Genomic DNA, 15,473 nt, shown 5'->3' with positions numbered 1-15,473 from the left:
ACAAAGATCCAGTGTTTTTGCATTTTTATTTAAAAAACAGTAATTGTGATGACTTTAAAAAATGGGGAAACTCAAAACATAGTAACAGTTGTGACCATCAGCAAATCATGTTATAATGATTGCGCTTCATGTATTATTTTGAAAACAACAGGAGGTTACACTATGGCTTTTGACGGAATCGTCGTGGCGAATCTAGCCCTGGAACTACGAAATGAACTTTTAAATGGAAGAATCGCAAAGATTGCTCAACCAGAAGCAGATGAGCTTTTGCTCACTATAAAGGCGCCTGCAGGTCAGCGCCGTCTGTATCTGTCTGCAAGCGCATCTCTCCCTTTGATATATTTGACAGAAACCAATAAACCAAGTCCAATGACAGCTCCCAATTTTTGTATGCTGCTGCGAAAGCACATCGCCAATGGACGGATTGTGGACATCTTCCAACCGAAAATGGAGCGTATCATCCACTTTACCATTGAACATCTGGACGAAATGGGAGACCTCTGCCGCAAGGATTTGATCGTGGAGATTATGGGAAAACACAGCAACATTATATTCTGTACCGAAGACGGCACTGTCATCGACAGTATCAAACATGTCTCGGCACAGGTCAGTTCCGTACGCGAGATCCTTCCCGGACGAACCTATTTCATACCAGATACAATGGAAAAGGCTGATCCACTGACGGTGACAGGCAAAGAATTTTCTGCTGTCCTGTCTGCCAGACCAGTGCCGCTTTCCAAAGCGATCTACACTAGTTTTACCGGAATCAGTCCAGTTACCGCAGAAGAAATCTGCTATATTACCGGAATTGACCCGGTTCTTCCGCCAAGAGAATTGTCTGATGATGTAATGCTCCACTTATATAATCAGTTTTCTTTATATTTTGATGGAGTACGGCAAGGAAAATTTACACCGTCCATCTACTATCAGGGCAAAGAACCGAAAGAATTCTCTGCGCTGCCGCTGAGTCACTTTACAGAATATAGCTGTACAACATTTGACAGCATTTCCAAAGTATTGGAAACCTACTATGCCACAAAAAATACCATCACCCGCATACGTCAGAAATCCACGGATCTGCGCCATATCGTACTGACCGCACTGGAACGGAACCGGAAGAAATATGACCTTCAGTCAAAACAGCTAAGGGATACTGAAAACCGCGGCAAATATAAGGTTTACGGCGAACTGATCAATGTCTACGGCTACGATCTGGAAAAGGGTGCAAAGAAACTAGAAGCGCTTAACTACTACACAAATGAAATGATTTCTATTCCTCTGGATGATACAATGACACCGCAGGAAAATGCACAGCGCTATTTTAATAAATATAACAAACAGAAACGTACTTTTGAAGCACTCTCCAAGTTAATTGAAGAGACTTCCGATGATATCCGTTATCTGGAATCCGTACAAACTGCTCTGGATATTGCCCGCAGTGAAGAGGATCTTGCACAGATCAAGGACGAGCTGATAGATGCCGGCTATATGAAACGGAGATTTACAAAGAAAAAAATAAAAGTAAAAAATCAACCGCTCCACTATATTTCCAGTGACGGGTATCATATTTATGTAGGAAAGAATAATTTCCAGAATGAGGATCTGACGTTCAACTTTGCAGCCGGCAATGATTGGTGGTTTCATGCCAAACAGGCTCCCGGCTCCCATGTTATCGTAAAAAGCAACGGGGACGAACTGCCGGACAGAACATTTGAAGAAGCCGGAAAACTGGCTGCATACTATTCCAGCATGAGAGGAACGGACAAAGTTGAGATCGACTATGTAGAGAAAAAACATGTCAAGAAACCAAAGGGCGGAAAGCCTGGTTTTGTCGTATATTACACAAATTATTCTCTTGTCATTGACAGCGATATCAGTGATATCAAAGAAGGAGAGTAAAGAGGTATCAGACTCTTTACTCTCCTTCTTTCTTACTCCTCCACTGCTGTCTCCCTGATCTCTTCGGGCACCTGTATCTCTTCCACTGTATTGTATTCCTTAAAGGACAGCTGAATCACATAATGTGTCACATCCGCTGATTCCCCAAGACTGTCATAGAGGTCATTCAGCACATCTGTCATATCTACATGCATACGTGCCGGAAGCAGTTCTTCCTCATATACGTCAAAAATCACCGGAATCTCCAGCTGTGCAACAGCACTGTCATCCGGCAGTTCTACTAGTCCAAATCCATGGAGCATCTGGCTTCCGAGAACACTCATCAGCTCTTTTCCTGTCACATCTCCATACATTTCATAACAAGATTTCCCATCCAGCTCTATTGTTTCATCCGCCAGTTGGAACTCATCTGCCGATTCTCCCATTTCTGCAAACAGATTCTTGTCCAGTGCAATTCCTCCGCTGCTCTCGCCCGCTGTTTCTTTAAACCATGTGCCGTCCAAACCACTGTATGTTACTTGGGAACCATCCTCCTCTACCTGATAAATCTCCATCTGGCTGTTCAGATTCACGCCGCGCATACTGACTTCTGCAATTCCTTTGGCATGTCCTGCCTTCGGTTCCATTGTATTTTCCATCTCCATGTCCATTGTTACCTTTGTATAATGAACAAGCTCTTCCATCTTAATGTTCATTTCCACTTGATTAGAAAATGAAGTAACCTCCGACAAATTCTTTTCAATTCGGTTCATTATTTTTTTTGGAGTTACTTCACCGCTGCATCCGGCAAGCAGGCAGATACATAAGCCTACTATCAAAACCGCTATACACCTGCTGTTTTTTTGTTTTTTCATAAAATATCTCGTTTCCTTTATTGTGTCTTATACCCTGTATTATTTCTGCCCCAGCAGGTAGTCAATGAACTGCTGTGCTGTTCTTCCTGAAAGTCCGCCATGGCTTAGCTCCCACTTATTGGCTTCCAGAAGAAGTATCTCTTCCGGCATATCAATTCCGTTTTTTTGCGCCAGCTCCTTTACAATCTGCTGGAACTCCTTCTTCTCTGGAGAACCATAATAAATAGTCACCCCAAATCTTGATACCAAAGATAACTTCTCCTGCACCGTATCATTGGTGTGCAGTTCTTCATCCCGGTCCGCCTTGTCTTTAAAAGTTTCCCGTACCAGATGACGGCGGTTAGAAGTGGCATAAATCAGTATATTGTCCGGCTTCTTCTCCAGACCGCCCTCAATGACTGCCTTTAAATACTTATACTCAATCTCAAATTCTTCAAAAGACAAATCATCCATATAAATAATAAACTTGTAATTTCTGTTCTTAATCTGGGCAATAATATCATTCAGATCCTGAAACTGATGTTTATACACTTCTATCATACGCAGTCCTCTGTCATAATACTGATTCAGGACTGCCTTGACCGAAGAAGATTTTCCCGTGCCCGCATCGCCGTAAAGCAGACAATTATTTGCCCGTTTTCCGCTTACAAATGCTTCTGTATTATCAATCAGCTTCTTCTTTGCAATTTCATATCCTACCAGATCATCCAGATGTACATGTGCAATATTCGTGATCGGTACGATCTCTGCCCTGTCCCCCTCTATATGCTCTACCCGGAATGCCTTGTGAAGTCCCAATTTACCGACTCCAAACTCTTTATAGAACCGGGTCAGCCGTATCTTAAACTCTTCCACACTCTGCGTCTGTCCGAGAGACTTACTGAGTCTGCAGATTCTGTCCCTGATTCTCTTATTAAAAACATGGCTTCTTTCAGTGCTCTTCTCATACTTCATCAGTATAGAAATGCAGGACGCATCCAGCACTTTCTCTAAATCTTCAAAATCATAATCAAACAATTCTTTCATGATTTCAAAGTCATGACAGGCAATCTTGTTAATACTGCCGTCAACTTCTCCTACAATCTCACATGAGGTGCTGTAAGCATTCTCATCATTTGCCAAAAGGAAGGTCAGATACGTATGCCAGAGGTTCCCTTCAAAACCATGACTGACCGAAATCTCCAAAAGCTCATTGACACACTCAAACAACAGACTTCGCAAATCTTCTCTGTTATAGAATTCGTTGTCATAATTCTCCATCAGAAATGTCATATCCGAAAGGATTTCTCCATATTCCATATTCTTATATAACATCAGTTCATTGGTACGCATTATCTTTCCCTCTTTCTCCACACCGTTTCTAATAATTCCCCAGAATCCGCAGATTTTTTGCCTCTTCCCGCAAACCGCGGATGGCATTCTTCACCGCAGGGTTCTCCAGATTCCCCTCAAAATCTACAAAGAACCGATACTCCCACGTCTTTCCTTCAATTGGTCTGGATTCGATTCTTGTCATACTCAAATCATTGTAAATAAAATGAGACAGCATCTGATATAATGAGCCGCTCTCATGCGGCACTTCAAAACATATACTGATTCTGGACGCATTTTTTAAAAATACTTTCTGGTTCGTTATCACAATAAAGCGGGTGGAATTATTCTTCTCATCGTTAATATCATCTGCCAGCACCTCCAGTCCATAGACCTCCGCCGCATAAGCACTGCATACAGCCGCCTGTGTACAGTCTGCGTCATTCAGCACTTTCTGTGCCGCTGCGGCAGTATTTGCCACACTGATCCGCTCCCATGCTGACTGCTCATCCAGAAAACGTGTTGTCTGCATCAGTGCTTCTGCCTTAGAATAAACACGCTTTATCTTACTTAATTGTGTGCCCGGAAGCCCCGCAAGTGTATGGGTCACCGAAAGAATTGTTTCGCCCACAATATAATTTTCAAATTCCACAAGCAGATCATAAATCTCATTAACCGAACCGGCAGAGGAATTTTCAATCGGAAGCACGGCATAATCGGCAGCCCCCTCCTCAATTGCTTCCATCGCCTCACGGAACGTATGTACATGAAAATTATTGCAGCCTTTCCCGAAATACTGCCGCATAGCTGCCTGGCTGTAAGCCCCTTCCGTTCCCTGAAAAACGACTCTTGCCGTCTCCTTTTCCAAAGAAGCTATCTCAATAAAAGGAAGTCTTCCAAGCGCTCCGGTCTCAACTAATTGACGATATTGAAGCTTCCGGCTCATAGACATTAGCTGCTCATACAGCTCCTGTACACCCTTCTTATTAAAGTCCCCCTCTACTTTGGAAGCTACATCTGTCAGTTTGTTCTTTTCACGCTGCCTGTCCAGAACGCGTTTCCCCGACTGTACCTTATAAGCTCCTACTTCCTCACATACTTTCATACGCTCTTCATAGAGGCGGACAATCTGATCGTCAATGACGTCCAGGCGCTCTCTCAGTTCTTCCAATGCTGCCATCTTTTTTCTCCTTTAAAATAAAAAACTATTCCTAATTATAATACATTTTATATTAAAAATCCATGTCAGATTTTGATTTTTGGAAACTTCCCTATTTTGCACAATTTTGAGCATACCAGTTTCGCACATTTTTTCCCATAAATACTGTTGAAAATCCTACTGACTTAGTATATAATATCCCGAAGAGCAATGCGAACGATTTATCCGCCGTTGCTTTAGCACCCTAACTGGAGGTATAGCATGAACGTCACGGAATATATCAGAAGCCGAAGAAATATTTTTAAATATAGGCTCAAGCCTTTTTTTCATTCCATCATTAGTTCTATTGTTATTGACGTTTCTATTTTTCCTTCTGGGCAGCCACCCATATTATCCGTTATATTGCAATTGAAGTTTCTTCCATTCCCGGAGCAATTGCAAAAAAAGTTCACCCCATATTACAATTCCAAAGTTAGCAGACTAGTACCTGTATTAATTGCGGACAATTTTATCCAAAAAGTGTGGATCTGAAACGGTCATTATGGGATTTTTGTTACATTACTGATAACACAAACTTTGCTAAATGAATTTTAAGGAGGTTTTTTATGAGACACTTGATGAGTCCTCTTGATTTAAGTGTGGAGGAACTAAACAACTTACTGGATCTGGCGCAGGACATTGAAGCACACCGTGAAAAATACTCACATGCCTGCAGCGGCAAGACACTGGCTACGCTTTTCTATGAGCCAAGTACACGGACACGGCTGAGCCACGAAGCTGCTATGCTGAACTTAGGCGGAAATACCATGGGATTTTCTTCCGCAGATTCCAGTTCTGCATCCAAGGGAGAAAGTGTTGCCGATACAATCCGTACTGTCTCCTGCTATGCAGACATCGCTGCCATGAGACACCCAAAGGAAGGTGCCCCAATGGTAGCAAGTGCTAATTCCCCGATTCCGATCATCAATGCCGGAGACGGCGGACACCAGCATCCGACACAGACACTGACTGACCTGCTGACGATCCGCAGCTTAAAAGGTCGTCTGGATAATCTGACTATTGGTCTTTGCGGAGACTTAAAGTTCGGACGTACTGTACATTCTCTTATTCAGGCGCTGGTTCGTTATACCGGAATCCGCTTTGTTCTGATTTCCCCTGAAGAGCTCCGTCTCCCGGACTATATCCGTCAGGATGTACTGGACAAAGAGAATGTTCCCTACACAGAGGTTGTCCGTCTGGAGGAAGCGCTTCCTGAGCTGGATATTCTGTATATGACGCGTGTTCAGAAAGAACGTTTCTTCAATGAAGACGACTATGTCCGCATGAAAGACTTTTATATTCTTGACAAGCAGAAAATGAAACTTGCTCCGGAAGATATGTATGTACTGCATCCACTTCCGCGTGTTAATGAAATTTCTGTTGAAGTAGATGAAGACCCGCGTGCTGCATATTTCAAACAGGTACAGTACGGTGTCTATGTGCGCATGGCATTGATTTTAACATTGCTGGAAATCAAAGTAGACTGATCACATACCGTCACAATTTTATAACCTGTTAAGCAAGAACAACAAAAGGAGAATTTCTTATGGTAGAAAACAAATTAAGCGTAGGAAAAATTTCCGAAGGATTTGTGCTGGACCACATTGAAGCCGGAAAAAGTATGGAAATCTATAAATACCTGCATCTGGACAAGCTTGACTGCTGCGTAGCCATTATCAAAAATGCAAAGAGCGAAAAAATGGGCAAAAAGGATATCATGAAAATCGAATGCCCGATTGATTTCATGGATATGGATATCCTTGGTTTCATTGATCATAACATTACAGTTAATATCATTAAAGATGAAGAAATCGTTGATAAAATGGAACTTCACCTTCCAAAAGAGATTAAGAATGTGATTCACTGTAAAAACCCGCGATGTATTACTTCCATCGAACAGGGTCTTGATCATGTATTCGTTCTGACTGATAAGAAAAATGAAGTATATCGCTGTAAATACTGTGAAGAGAAATACCGCGGTAAAAAATAGAATCCAAAGTATTTCCGGATAACGAATCAATTTAAAGATAGAACAATAAAAGGGGAATCAGGAAACTGAGTCATTCCCGATCTCCCCTTTATCTTAACATTTTTCTGCTATCTCATATATCAGGCGTTCTGTATCTTCCCAGCCGAGACACGGGTCTGTAATGGATTTGCCATACATTCTCTCGCTGTCGATAGACTGACACCCTTCTTCCAGATAGCTTTCAATCATCACACCTTTTACCAGTTTTTTCAGTTCCGGATTATAATTTCTGCTGTGCATCACTTCACTTGTAATACGAATCTGCTCTTTGAACTTCTTATCAGAATTGGAGTGGTTCGCATCAATAATTGCCGCCGGATTCTTTAAATCCATCTTCTGATACATCTCATACAGACGCATCAAATCCTCATAATGATAGTTTGGAATACCTGTTCCGTACTTGTCTACGCCGCCGCGCAAAATCACATGTGCCAGTTCATTTCCATCTGTGGTCACATCCATTCCCCGGTAAATAAAGCTGTGAGCGCTCTGCGCCGCAACAACGGAATTGAGCATTACGGAAAAATCGCCGCTGGTTGGGTTCTTCATTCCCACCGGGATATCCATGCTGCTTGCTGTCAGTCGGTGCTGCTGATTCTCTACAGAGCGGGCGCCGATCGCCTCGTAGGAAAGAATATCATCCAGATAGCTTCTGTTCTCTGGATAGAGCATCTCATCTGACGAAGTCAGCCCACTTTCTTCTATAGCACGCAAATGCATCTTACGGATCGCAATGATTCCCGCCAGAAGATCCGGCGCCTTGTCCGGTTCCGGCTGATGCAGCATTCCCTTATAGCCTGCTCCTGTTGTACGTGGCTTGTTTGTATAAATACGGGGAATTATCATCAGACGCTCTGACACTCTCTCATTCAGTTTTGCCAGGCGGTTCACATACTCGCATACAGAATCTTCATTGTCTGCAGAACAAGGACCGACAATAACGATAAACTTGTCAGACTTTCCTGTAAAAATGTCTTTGATTTCCTTATCTCTTTTTTCTTTGACCGCGCGCAGATGCTCCGGTACCGGATACTTTGATTTTAAGTCTGCCGGAAGCGGCAGCTCCGCATTCACTCTCATCCCCATACTGTCATACCTCATTCCTTTATATATCAATACAATTGTAAAACTGCCTTTTCACACCTGCTTTTTGCAATGCGGAAAAGACAGTATATATTTCTGCTTTCAATAGTCAAGCTGGACGATAAGCCGGGTTATGTCGTTGGACAATCATCTATCTAGTTCCGGTGTCGCCGCCGGATTCAAGCGACCTACCTAAAGCGTGACGGGCAGCCACATTGCTTTTTTCCGGTCTTGCTTCGGATGGGGTTTACATGTGCCCTCGCTGTTACCAGAGAGGCGGTAGTCTCTTACACTGCCTTTCCACCCTTACATGAACAATGAGCCATGTGTCATTACACAAACCCTGCGGTAATCACCGTATCCCATTACAGCAGCAACTGCTTTGGTAATACATTTACCATGCAGTCCTTGCTGTAATGGCGCATGGCTCATTGCTCATGCGGTATATTTCTGTTGCACTGGCCTTGGAGTCACCTCCACCGGACGTTATCCGGCATCCTGCCCTATGAAGCCCGGACTTTCCTCACCTGCAGCCTTTCGGCATCTGCAGCCGCGATTGCCTGTCCTACTTGACTAATAAAACCGTTTTTTATTGTAACTCAACTTTTTACTCTTGTAAATCTTTTTTTCTTTTCCATGCCGAACATATTCATGCCAAACTAACGCATGCTTGGCAACTGAATCCACCCTATTTTAAGTTCACCTACGGTGAAAGGGCGGATTCTGTTTTTCCATCACATATTTTTACGGACTTTGCAGCAAGTGCAAAGCCCTGGGCTGAACTGTTACCACAGTACTGCACTTCTAGTTTTCATTCAAACCTTCATCTGCAATCAGTTCACTGCCATCTGCCGCAGTTGTTGCCAACACATCGCACCGCTCATTCTGGGGATGTCCGTCATGACCCTTTACCCAGTGAAATGTCACATCATGCTTTTCCTTCACCAACAATAGCCGTTTCCACAAATCCACATTTTTTACAGGCTCATTCTTGCCCCGCTTCCATCCTTTTTTCAGCCATCCGTCAATCCAGTGCTGGTTGAAAGCATCTACCACATATTTAGAATCAGAATACACATCCACCGTACAGGGACGGTTCAATGCCTCCAAACCAGTAATGACCGCCATCAGCTCCATCCGGTTGTTAGTTGTCTTGACGTATCCCTGGGATAATTCTTTTGTGTGTAATGTTCCTTTGCCGTCTACATATTCCAGCACTGCCCCGTATCCGCCGGGTCCGTCTGGATTACCTCTTGCCGCCCCATCCGTATATAATACTACTTTCATAACATTTTATCCTCTCTGGTAACAGTTCAGCCGAAAGGCTGAACTGTTACTGAATCCGCCCTATTTTAAATTCACCTGCTGTGAAAGGGCGGATTCTATTTCTCCACTACATATTCTTACGGACTTTTCAGCAAGTGAAAAGTCCTATGCTGAACTGTTACTCCTGCTGCACTATTACACAATCCGCTCTATGCTAAGTTCACCTGCTGTGACATCTCTTTTAAAGATTCAGAGCTTCCACTACCTGCATTATCTCCGGCAGTACATATTCAAGCCCTTCCTTTGCAAGCTTTGAGTTTCCAGGAAGATTGACAATCAGTGTATTCTCACAGATTCCTGCCCTGGAACAATCCAGGACCATTTTTCTGGAAGACCGCATATGATAAGCGCGCATTGCTTCCGGGATCCCCGGAAGGAGGCGTTCTACCGCGTCACACAGAGCATCCGGTGCACAATCCTGCTTTTGGAATCCATTCGCCCCCACTGTCAGAATCAGCTGTACAGAATGATTCTCTGCAAGCTGCTTCATCACAGCAGATATTACATCCCTCTCTTCCGGCAGCGCCCCCGCTCTTACTTCTAGTCCTGCCTGCCCCAGGATCCGTTTTAATACCACGGTTGCCGGGCTGTCCTTTTTCTCTTGATATAATTTCGTATTAATCGTAAAAATCGCTGCTTTCAATCTTATACTTCCTCTCTGCTTTTCATCCAATATGTGACCGGTCCTGACGGTCATCCCTTTTTCCTATATTCTTAATTTACCCTAGAATCTGTCTCGCATATTCATTTGCTCTGGCATAAATCTCTTCCTTCGGTACATCTAAGAAAAATTCTCCATCCTCGTAAAGTATCTTTCCGCCTACCATGGTCATTTTCACATTCTGTTTGCTTCCGCTGTACACCAGATTTTTCTCCACATTCTGAACCGGCTGCATATTCGGTTGATTCAGATCGATCAGGATCATATCTGCCTTCTTCCCTGCTTTCAGTGTATCACATTCTGTCAGTCCCATCGCCAGTGCGCTGTTGACTGTTGCCATTTTCAATACTTCACTCGCCGGAACCACTTCTGGATCATCACAGACTACTTTCTGAAGTCCTGTAACAAGGAACATTTCCCTGAACATATCCAGACAGTTATTGCTTGCAGCTCCGTCTGTTCCGATAGCTACCGGAATTCCTTCCTCCAGAAATCTCTGAATCGGCGCAATCCCGCTTGCCAGCTTCAAGTTAGATGCCGGATTCGTCACTACATAAACACCTCGTTCTTTCAAAATTCTGAAATCATCTTCCTCCATATGAACACAATGGAACAAGGAGCCTCCATGACGGAACATTCCCAGAGAATCCAACAGCGCGACCGGAGTCATACCATATCGTTCTTTACACCCTTCCACCTCATTTTTTGTCTCGGAACAATGAGCGCTCACCGGAGCCTCATACTTGTCTGCCAACGCAGAAAGCCCCTCCATCAGTTCCTTACTCGTTGTATACTCAGCATGGAATCCAATGCGGTGACTGATTTCTCTCTTCTCATCCTGATTCAAACGCAGATAATCCTGTTCCACGCCTTCCACCGTTCCGCCGAAATCATTGATACTATCGCAGAATACATAGCGGAAACCGCAGTCCTTTGCTGCTCTTGCGCCGTCATCCACTTTAAAATACATGTCATAAGCCGCTGTGATTCCACTTGTCAGATATTCCATAATCCCCAGCTTTGTAAACCAGTACAAAGATTCTCCTGTCAATTTCGCCTCATTCGGAAATACCTGCTGATGCAGCCACTCATCCAGTTTCATATCGTCTGCATAAGATCTTAAAAATGTCATTGCCGTATGGGTATGGGCATTCTTAAATCCCGGCATCAGAAGATTACCTTTTCCGTCAATCTCCCGGTTCCACTTTCCTTCTGTGTCTTCTTTCATTTCTCCCACATAAGAAATAGTATCCCCTTCAATCCGCACTTCCCCAATAAAAGGCGCTTGTCCCTCTTCCATCGTCATAATCCGTACATTATAAATTCTTATGTTCATCCTATCCTCCATCTTAGTTTAAGTTTTCTATCATCCGTGTCACGAGGCGCTCAAACTCTCCTGCCCGCTTGTCCGCCACAGCCTGTACATCCAGATGGCTCAATTCCTCATCACAAATTCCGCATGCCATATTAGAAATACATGAAATACCACATACCCGGACTCCCGCATGTCTTGCCGCTAATGCCTCACAGGCAGTACTCATACCGACTGCATCTGCTCCCAGCATCCCGAACATTCTAATCTCTGCCGGACTTTCAAAATTCGGTCCCGATGTCTGCACATAGATTCCCTGCTGAATCGGAATTTTTTCTTCCTTTGCAGTTTTCAGAATCAACTGCTGCAATTCTACATCATAAATATGCGTCATATCCGGGAATCGTTCTCCCAACTCATCTACATTCTTCCCAATCAACGGAGACGGTACAAAATTAGAAATCTGATCTGTGATCATCATAAAATCGCCGGCAGAAAACTTTCGGTTGATACCGCCTGCCGCATTGGTCAAAACCAAAACCTCTATGCCAAAAAGCTTCATCAGCCGGGTTGGAAGCACAACCTCTTCCATAGAGTACCCCTCATAATAATGCACTCTTCCTTTCATCAAAACCGCCGGAACATCCCCGATATATCCAAACAGGAAACGTCCGTCATGCCCCTGAACAGTAGACACCGGAAATCCCGGAATATCCCCGTAAGGAATCTCACATTCTATCCTCATATTCTTCGCATAATTTCCCAGACCGGAACCTAGTATCAATCCCACCTTCGGCTGAAAATCCGTCACCGTTCTACAATACTCATAACACTTCATCAACTTTTCATACTGTGCACTCATGATTCTTTTGTCCTTTCAAAATTTATTTTTCCAAGTCATAACCATTCATCTTACAGTTCATGATTACAATGTCTACACTATGAATACTATTATACATAGACTCCCCTTCCCCCACAAGAAAAACTTATAAATATAAAAAAATTGAGGTAACAGTTCAGCCATGCATAAATCTACAAAAACGAATTGGTAAGCTTGCTTACAACAAGACGTTTTTTGTAGGATTTGTATATGGCTGGATAGTTACAAAAATGAGCCAGATCTGACAAAGTAAGGAAATTCAGGCGCAGCTTATAAGGCTTCAAAAAATTCCCGTCCCTTGCCAGATTCTTCACTTTTCTCTCAGATAATAATACAGACAAGCCCTCCATTACTCTCATTCACAATTTTCTGCATTGTATCCTGCAGTTTCACCTGGCTCTCATCATTGATCATCGCCATCTTACCTCTCATTCCATCCATTACCAGTTCTTCCACTGACTTTCCAAAAATATTTGTCGCCCACACACCGTCTTCTGTTTCACTCTCTGCCTTGATGTAATCTACAAGATCCTGTGCCTGCTGTTCATTTCCCACAATCGGCGCAATCTCTGTTTCAATATTGGCACGGATCATATGGATGGACGGAGCCTCAGAACGAATCTTTACACCGAATTTGTTGCCTTGCTTGATGATCAACGGTTCCTCCAGGCGGATTTCTTCTCGTTTCGGACTCACCACACCATAGCCTTTCATCTTCACATCAGCAAAAGCATCTTTGATCTGTGTATATTCTTCCTTCATAGCAGACAGTTCTTTCATCACAGATATCAATTCATACTCACTCTGAATCGAAGTTCCTGTCAGGTCACTAAGCACCTCGTAGTAAAATTTCTGGTCAAAAGCAATCCGCACTCTTACTTTTCCACTATCCATCTCGATTTTTTCAATCTGAATTCTCTCTATGTAATCACTGTCACACTCCGGTATACCTGCTGCCGCACTGCGGATATCCTGCATCCCGTCCATCACCGCCCGCACTGCTTTTAGCAGATCTTGTTTGATGTCATGGTCTCTGGAAAGCATTTCCACCCATTTGGGAATAAAGAACTCTACCTCTGAAATCGGGAACTCATATAATACCTGCCGCATGATATTATGTACATCTTCCTCTTTCATCTGTTCGCAGTTGACCGGCAAAACCGATACCTGATATTTTTCTTCCAGTTCCGTCTTCAATGCCTTCGCTTCTTCCGTATATGGCTTCTTACAATTTAAGAGCATAAGAAACGGCTTGCCAATGGAACGAAGCTCCTGCACCGTCTTTTCTTCTGCTGCCTCATAATTTTCTCTCGGAAGATTTCCGATGCTGCCATCTGTCGTTACCACAATTCCTATAGTAGAATGGTCATGAATGACTTTCTGCGTTCCGATAGCTGCTGCTTTTGTAAATGGAATCTCATAATCAAACCATGGTGTTTTTACCTGGCGCTCTGTATCATTCTCTGTGTGTCCGGAAGCTCCCTTTATCATAAATCCCACACAGTCAATTAAACGGACTTTTACATCCACATCCTCCGCCAGACGGATTTCCGCCGCCTCCTTTGGAACAAACTTAGGCTCTGTAGTCATAATTGTTGTTCCTGAAGCTGACTGGGGCAGCTCATCCTTCGTCCTTTCCTTTGCATGTTCGTCCGCCATATTGGGCAGTACGAGAAGATCCATAAATCTCTTGATAAAGGTTGATTTGCCTGTCCGAACCGGTCCGACTACTCCAATGTAGATTTCGCCATTGGTTCTGGCTTTCATGTCTTTGTATAACTGAAATGAATCCATAAAAATACCCCCTTGTTCTGCTGATACCAATGTATGCAGAATCCACGGGGGTTATTCCTAAACGCAATCTGTTTTTATTTATTCTTCCCACAAAAGAGCTGCCGCTTCGCTCCGAAGTTCCCTCTGCATCAGATCATCTACCGCCTCTGCCGGATTCTTCCCCTCAAAAAGCACTGCATTAACTTCACTTACAATCGGCATGGACACACCATACTTCTTTGCCAGCGCCGCTGCCGCCTTTGCAGAATACACTCCTTCTACAACCATCTTGACTTCATCCATTGCTTCCTGCATAGACTTGCCCTGCCCGATCAAATATCCTGCCTTTCGATTTCGGCTGTGCATACTGGCACAAGTCACGATCAGGTCGCCAATCCCCGTCAATCCGGTAAATGTCTGGATCTTACCGCCCATCTTCACACCCAGTCTTGCTATTTCCGCAATTCCTCTTGTGATCAGAGCCGCCTTCGTGTTATCACCATATCCCAGCCCATCTGCAATACCTGCTGCCAGAGCGATCACATTTTTCAGGGAACCGCCCAGCTCAACTCCTAATATATCCGGGCTGGTATACACACGGAACACCTTACTGATAAACATTTTCTGCAGATATTCCGCAGTCTCTTTTGACTTTGCGCCAATCACGCAGGTAGTCGGGAGCCTGCGTCCCACTTCTTCTGCATGACTCGGGCCAGAAAGAACTGCCACATCTGCCTGCGGAATCTCTTCTTCAATCTGCTGGGACAGTGTCTTCAGACTGCTCTCCTCAATTCCCTTTGCCACATCTACGATAATCTGTCCCTCTGCCACATAGGAAGCCATCTTCTTTGCTGTAGCACGAGTAAATGGAGACGGTACTGCCAGTATGAGAACATCTTTTTCTGTTACAGCACTTTCCAGATCTCCTGTAAATATCATATCATCCGGCAACTTTACTCCCGGCAGTTTTGTCTTATGTTCCCGCTCCTCATTCAGCATCCGCACTTCATTTTCATCAATAGACCAGACCGTTACCTGGTGTCCGTTATCATAAAGAAGCGATGAAAGAGCTGTTCCCCAGCTTCCCGCACCGATGATCCCTACATTTGCCATAATCTCCAATCTCCTTTTCAGCCAATATTCATAT

At 43.8% G+C, this 15,473-nt stretch carries 13 protein-coding genes and 1 other RNA gene; 3 read left to right on the top strand and 11 right to left on the bottom strand.

Features of this window, described 5'->3' with window-relative positions; all coding sequences use genetic code 11:
• Window positions 1–162 precede the first annotated feature (162 nt).
• Complete coding sequence (locus NFS18_RS13080; protein WP_251390830.1) at window positions 163–1,899, top strand: Rqc2 family fibronectin-binding protein; 1,737 nt, start codon at window positions 163–165, stop codon at window positions 1,897–1,899.
• A gap of 32 nt (window positions 1,900–1,931) precedes the next feature.
• Here the strand turns inward: NFS18_RS13080 and NFS18_RS13075 are convergent, their stop codons facing one another.
• Genes NFS18_RS13075 through pheA form a run of 3 tightly spaced genes read right to left on the bottom strand, consistent with a single transcriptional unit; the run spans window position 1,932 to window position 5,244 of the window.
• Window positions 1,932–2,753 (bottom strand): DUF6612 family protein, encoded by an 822-nt coding sequence (locus NFS18_RS13075; RefSeq protein ID WP_251390828.1) that lies wholly within the window; start codon window positions 2,751–2,753, stop codon window positions 1,932–1,934.
• 39 nt (window positions 2,754–2,792) lie between these two features.
• Window positions 2,793–4,085, bottom strand: a complete 1,293-nt coding sequence (locus NFS18_RS13070; protein WP_251390826.1) for an ATP-binding protein — start codon at window positions 4,083–4,085, stop codon at window positions 2,793–2,795.
• 28 nt (window positions 4,086–4,113) lie between these two features.
• On the bottom strand, window positions 4,114–5,244 hold the full coding sequence (gene pheA, locus NFS18_RS13065; protein ID WP_251390824.1) for a prephenate dehydratase: 1,131 nt from the start codon (window positions 5,242–5,244) through the stop codon (window positions 4,114–4,116).
• A 584-nt stretch (window positions 5,245–5,828) separates the two neighbouring features.
• On the opposite strand from pheA, the gene pyrB reads away from it, so the two are divergent.
• Both pyrB and NFS18_RS13055 read left to right on the top strand, forming a co-directional pair.
• The gene (gene pyrB, locus NFS18_RS13060) at window positions 5,829–6,749 is read left to right on the top strand and encodes an aspartate carbamoyltransferase (RefSeq protein ID WP_251390822.1); all 921 of its coding nucleotides are present in this window, start codon (window positions 5,829–5,831) and stop codon (window positions 6,747–6,749) included.
• A gap of 59 nt (window positions 6,750–6,808) precedes the next feature.
• Window positions 6,809–7,252: an aspartate carbamoyltransferase regulatory subunit gene (locus NFS18_RS13055; RefSeq protein WP_251390820.1), complete on the top strand. Its 444-nt coding sequence runs from the start codon at window positions 6,809–6,811 to the stop codon at window positions 7,250–7,252.
• A gap of 93 nt (window positions 7,253–7,345) precedes the next feature.
• Here NFS18_RS13055 and NFS18_RS13050 read toward each other — a convergent pair whose 3' ends face one another.
• The 8 genes from NFS18_RS13050 to NFS18_RS13015 form a co-directional block, all read right to left on the bottom strand.
• Window positions 7,346–8,377: a 3-deoxy-7-phosphoheptulonate synthase gene (locus NFS18_RS13050; protein ID WP_251390818.1), complete on the bottom strand. Its 1,032-nt coding sequence runs from the start codon at window positions 8,375–8,377 to the stop codon at window positions 7,346–7,348.
• 103 nt (window positions 8,378–8,480) lie between these two features.
• Window positions 8,481–8,946: RNase P RNA component class A (gene rnpB / locus NFS18_RS13045), an RNA gene on the bottom strand.
• A 232-nt stretch (window positions 8,947–9,178) separates the two neighbouring features.
• On the bottom strand, window positions 9,179–9,661 hold the full coding sequence (gene rnhA, locus NFS18_RS13040) for a ribonuclease HI (protein ID WP_251390815.1): 483 nt from the start codon (window positions 9,659–9,661) through the stop codon (window positions 9,179–9,181).
• Window positions 9,662–9,881: 220 nt separating this feature from the next.
• Window positions 9,882–10,343: a MogA/MoaB family molybdenum cofactor biosynthesis protein gene (locus NFS18_RS13035; protein ID WP_251390813.1), complete on the bottom strand. Its 462-nt coding sequence runs from the start codon at window positions 10,341–10,343 to the stop codon at window positions 9,882–9,884.
• 76 nt (window positions 10,344–10,419) lie between these two features.
• Window positions 10,420–11,697 carry an amidohydrolase gene (locus tag NFS18_RS13030; protein ID WP_251390811.1) on the bottom strand — a complete coding sequence of 426 codons (1,278 nt, stop codon included), beginning with the start codon at window positions 11,695–11,697 and terminating at the stop codon, window positions 10,420–10,422.
• A gap of 13 nt (window positions 11,698–11,710) precedes the next feature.
• Entirely contained in the window at window positions 11,711–12,535 is an 825-nt protein-coding gene (locus NFS18_RS13025; RefSeq protein WP_251390808.1) for a purine-nucleoside phosphorylase, read from the bottom strand.
• A gap of 339 nt (window positions 12,536–12,874) precedes the next feature.
• A complete protein-coding gene (spoIVA, locus tag NFS18_RS13020) occupies window positions 12,875–14,347 on the bottom strand; it encodes a stage IV sporulation protein A (RefSeq protein ID WP_251390806.1) in 1,473 nt (490 codons plus the stop codon).
• 78 nt (window positions 14,348–14,425) lie between these two features.
• Entirely contained in the window at window positions 14,426–15,439 is a 1,014-nt protein-coding gene (locus NFS18_RS13015) for an NAD(P)H-dependent glycerol-3-phosphate dehydrogenase (RefSeq protein WP_251390804.1), read from the bottom strand.
• Between the last annotated feature and the right edge of the window lie 34 nt (window positions 15,440–15,473).

It is taken from the genome of Mediterraneibacter agrestimuris (assembly GCF_943193195.1).
Lineage (GTDB): Bacteria > Bacillota > Clostridia > Lachnospirales > Lachnospiraceae > Schaedlerella > Schaedlerella agrestimuris.
Note: the sequence above shows the minus strand (reverse complement) of the source record. Positions and strands in the feature narration are given on the sequence as shown.

Coding starts and splice junctions, on each gene's coding strand:
- NFS18_RS13015 (WP_251390804.1), bottom strand. CDS start 15,439: ATGGCAAATGTAGGGATCATCGGTGCGGGAAGCTGGGGAACAGCTCTT.
- spoIVA (WP_251390806.1), bottom strand. CDS start 14,347: ATGGATTCATTTCAGTTATACAAAGACATGAAAGCCAGAACCAATGGC.
- NFS18_RS13025 (WP_251390808.1), bottom strand. CDS start 12,535: ATGAGTGCACAGTATGAAAAGTTGATGAAGTGTTATGAGTATTGTAGA.
- NFS18_RS13070 (WP_251390826.1), bottom strand. CDS start 4,085: ATGCGTACCAATGAACTGATGTTATATAAGAATATGGAATATGGAGAA.
- pheA (WP_251390824.1), bottom strand. CDS start 5,244: ATGGCAGCATTGGAAGAACTGAGAGAGCGCCTGGACGTCATTGACGAT.
- NFS18_RS13080 (WP_251390830.1), top strand. CDS start 163: ATGGCTTTTGACGGAATCGTCGTGGCGAATCTAGCCCTGGAACTACGA.
- NFS18_RS13030 (WP_251390811.1), bottom strand. CDS start 11,697: ATGAACATAAGAATTTATAATGTACGGATTATGACGATGGAAGAGGGA.
- pyrB (WP_251390822.1), top strand. CDS start 5,829: ATGAGACACTTGATGAGTCCTCTTGATTTAAGTGTGGAGGAACTAAAC.
- NFS18_RS13050 (WP_251390818.1), bottom strand. CDS start 8,377: ATGGGGATGAGAGTGAATGCGGAGCTGCCGCTTCCGGCAGACTTAAAA.
- rnhA (WP_251390815.1), bottom strand. CDS start 9,661: ATGAAAGTAGTATTATATACGGATGGGGCGGCAAGAGGTAATCCAGAC.
- NFS18_RS13055 (WP_251390820.1), top strand. CDS start 6,809: ATGGTAGAAAACAAATTAAGCGTAGGAAAAATTTCCGAAGGATTTGTG.
- NFS18_RS13075 (WP_251390828.1), bottom strand. CDS start 2,753: ATGAAAAAACAAAAAAACAGCAGGTGTATAGCGGTTTTGATAGTAGGC.